The sequence below is a fragment of the Streptomyces sp. LARHCF249 genome (assembly GCF_052871255.1).
Genome location: NZ_JBIXJQ010000036.1, coordinates 1 through 2,740 on the forward strand (window position 1 = coordinate 1; position 2,740 = coordinate 2,740).

At 66.4% G+C, this 2,740-nt stretch carries 3 protein-coding genes, 1 rRNA gene and 1 pseudogene; 1 reads left to right on the top strand and 4 read right to left on the bottom strand.

Translation table 11 applies throughout. From position 1 onward, the window contains the following. Window positions 1–537: 537 nt before the first annotated feature. Window positions 538–1,083: a hypothetical protein gene (locus tag ACIPUC_RS37230; protein ID WP_446594871.1), complete on the bottom strand. Its 546-nt coding sequence runs from the start codon at window positions 1,081–1,083 to the stop codon at window positions 538–540. A 347-nt stretch (window positions 1,084–1,430) separates the two neighbouring features. On the opposite strand from ACIPUC_RS37230, the pseudogene ACIPUC_RS37235 reads away from it, so the two are divergent. Then, window positions 1,431–1,553 (top strand): annotated as a pseudogene (locus tag ACIPUC_RS37235) (IS5/IS1182 family transposase); the annotation flags it as partial. Window positions 1,554–1,913: 360 nt separating this feature from the next. On the opposite strand, the gene ACIPUC_RS37240 reads toward ACIPUC_RS37235, so the two are convergent. From ACIPUC_RS37240 to rrf, 3 genes are all read right to left on the bottom strand, one after another. Beyond that, on the bottom strand, window positions 1,914–2,183 hold the full coding sequence (locus tag ACIPUC_RS37240; protein WP_446594873.1) for a hypothetical protein: 270 nt from the start codon (window positions 2,181–2,183) through the stop codon (window positions 1,914–1,916). Between the two features lie 17 nt (window positions 2,184–2,200). Continuing rightward, the gene (locus tag ACIPUC_RS37245) at window positions 2,201–2,557 is read right to left on the bottom strand and encodes a hypothetical protein (protein WP_446594874.1); all 357 of its coding nucleotides are present in this window, start codon (window positions 2,555–2,557) and stop codon (window positions 2,201–2,203) included. A gap of 118 nt (window positions 2,558–2,675) precedes the next feature. Beyond that, a 5S ribosomal RNA gene (gene rrf, locus ACIPUC_RS37250) occupies window positions 2,676–2,740 on the bottom strand; the annotation flags it as partial.

The window sequence follows — 2,740 nt, forward strand, 5'->3', positions numbered from 1 at the left end:
GGATCAAACTCTCCATGAATGTTTACCCGTAATCGGGTGCACACACACGCAGAGCGGGACGATCATGTCGGAATAAGACCGACCGTCCACTGCGTCCTCGCTGTGTAATTGCCTGCAAGCACTCCACAAGGAAGCCTCACAGGTCTTTTTCAAAGGAACCTCATCCACCGAAGTGGACGGGGTATCAACTTTTGGCGTTGATTTTTGGCACGCTGTTGAGTTCTCAAGGAACGGACGCTTCCTTTGTACTCACCCTCGCGGGCTTTCCTCCGGGCTTTCGTTCTGTGTTCTTGCGTTTCCGACTCTATCAGACTCTTTCGGGCCCGATTTCCTCGGCGCTTTCCAGGTTCTGCGCTTTCGCGCTTTCCCTTTCCGGCGGTTCCGACTCTATCAGAAGATTTCCACCGGATTTCCCCGGCTTCGATTCCCGAATGAAGAGTCGAGTGTCCCCACGCGCAAACCTTCCTCGTGGGGGCCGCTGCCGAACTGGTTCAGCTCCAGGCAACTGCTCAACTCTACAACCGTGCCAGTGGAGTGTCAAAACGGGTGCTGGCCGGCCCCCGGCCGGTCCAGGGATCCGTCAGACGAGACCCCCAGGTCGTGACGCATCGCGGCTCGCATGGCCCGGAGCTTGTCCCAGACCCCCTGCCCGTTCCGTTCCGCGGTCTCCATCGTCTCGCCCGCGTCGGGCTCACCTCGCTCGAGGCGTTTGACCTGGCCGTAGACCTTGTTCAGGGCCTGGTTGACGGCACTCGCTCGCACGAGCACCTCGTCCGGGGCGATCATCTGCGCTTCGGAGTACCGATCGCGGTGAGCGGCCTTCGCTTCTTCGAGCGCGGCTCGGTCGGCCTCCTCCACGCCCCGTTCCCTCAGGACGTGGAGGTGCCGGTTGAGCGCCGTGGTGAACTGGCGGGCATCCCGGTTGAGCTCCACGTAGCAGGTTCGTCGGAGTACGCGGTTCTCGTGGATGTCTTCCTGGCCGCGGACGAGCTCTATCTCCCGGAGCTTCGTACGTTCGGAACCGCGTTGGGTGAGGAGCGACCCGCCCAGCGTGCCGGCGACACCCGCCACCGCGATGATCACTGCACTGAGATCCACCGACGCACTCCCCCACACCACTCGGCTCAGCACCGCGGTTCGCTCCCACGGCCCAGACCACCAAGTCTGCCCCCAGACCCCGAGCACCGGGCCGCCGACTGTCATTGATCTCAGTGGAGGGGCTATTGGCCTGGCGGGCGGTGGTGCTCGCTTCAACGGTGGCGCCGCCGCCCATGCCGCCGGCGTCGGCGTCCCGGACCTGCCGCCGGAGGGATCTCGGGTTGTGGATCACGGTGTCGTGGTAGGCCGCCATGAACTGTCCGATGCCGAGTGGGAACCCGTGCACCCGTTGTTGCCCGGCCGCGGCTGGACGACCGGACGGTCCTCAACCGGCGGACGGAACCTTCGAGCGGATGCGCCAGGCCGCACAGGCGCGAGCGCATGCGGCAGGCAAAATCGACTGGCCGGTGGCGGTGGACTCCAGCGTCGTCCGCGCTCACCAGCACGCGGCCGGGCCCCTAGATGAAGACGAGTTGTTTGAGACCGCCCGCGCCTGGCGCTGGTCGGGACATCGCGGCAGGAACGGGGAAAGGCCGTAGAGCGATCTGCGCATGCGGCAGCCGCCAGCCGTGGCCTGGTTCTCACCGCCGGTGGCAAGAAGGCCGTCTCCATCGAGCTGGTCCGGATGGAGGGCAGGCAGGCGGTCAGCCGTGCCGTGCTCACCGAGGACGTTCCCGCGACGCCATCGAGCCTGCCAGTGACCGTGTCCGAACTCCGCGAGCGGGCGGCAGCGGCGGTCGGCGGGGAGGTGGATCTTCGTGGTCAGTCCGCCGGAGACGGCATCGGCCCAGGGCAGTTGAGGTTGAGCGGCGGGCTCAGAGGTTGACCCGCTTCAGGTAGACGCGGCGGCGGTGCGGGATCGTCTGGTACCAGACCATCAGGTGCTCGTCCTCGTACGTACGCAGCCGCATGGGGTTGGGGTCTTCGTAGAGGCTGCCGTCCTTGGGGTCGATGGCCATCGCAGCCAGGTCGACCAGGCCGTCCATGACGGCACCGACGAGGCTCTGTTGCTCCGCCGGCATGTCGCCGAGCACCCACAGCCGACTCGGGTCGCACTCCCACGCCCAGCCGGTGTCGCTCTCCACGCCTTCGCCGCGCGGAGTCACTGCCCGATCTCGCGCTGCGCCTCGGCCAGGATGCGGCTGCTCGTTTCCATCGCGGCCCGGAACTCCTCTTCCGTGGCCGCCGGGTCTCCCGCGACACGTTCCGCTTCGTGCAGCGCGGCCGCTCTGGCCGGCCAGCGGTGAATCGCCACGTGCGTGGCCCACTTGATCAGGAAGAACCGCAGCGGGTTGATGGCACCGGTCTCCGCGGCCCGGTCGAACGCCTCGTTGCATTCCTTGTCGAGGACGGCCAGGTTGGCCATGTCGATCCGGCGCACGGCGTCCCGCAGGGCTTCCCGCGTCATGGCCGGCTGGGGAATGAGCGGCCCGCCGTCTTCCAGCTGCTGTGCTGTCATCACGTCCTCCAGGGGAACGCGGCCAGGATACCCAGCCGGCCACGCCGATCCGGTGGTGAACGCAGAAAAGCCCCGCACCGAACCCCGAAGGGTTTGGTGCGGGGCTTCCGCAATGATTGTTCGGCGGCGTCCTACTCTCCCACAGGGTCCCCCCTGCAGTACCATCGGCGCTGAAAGGCTTAG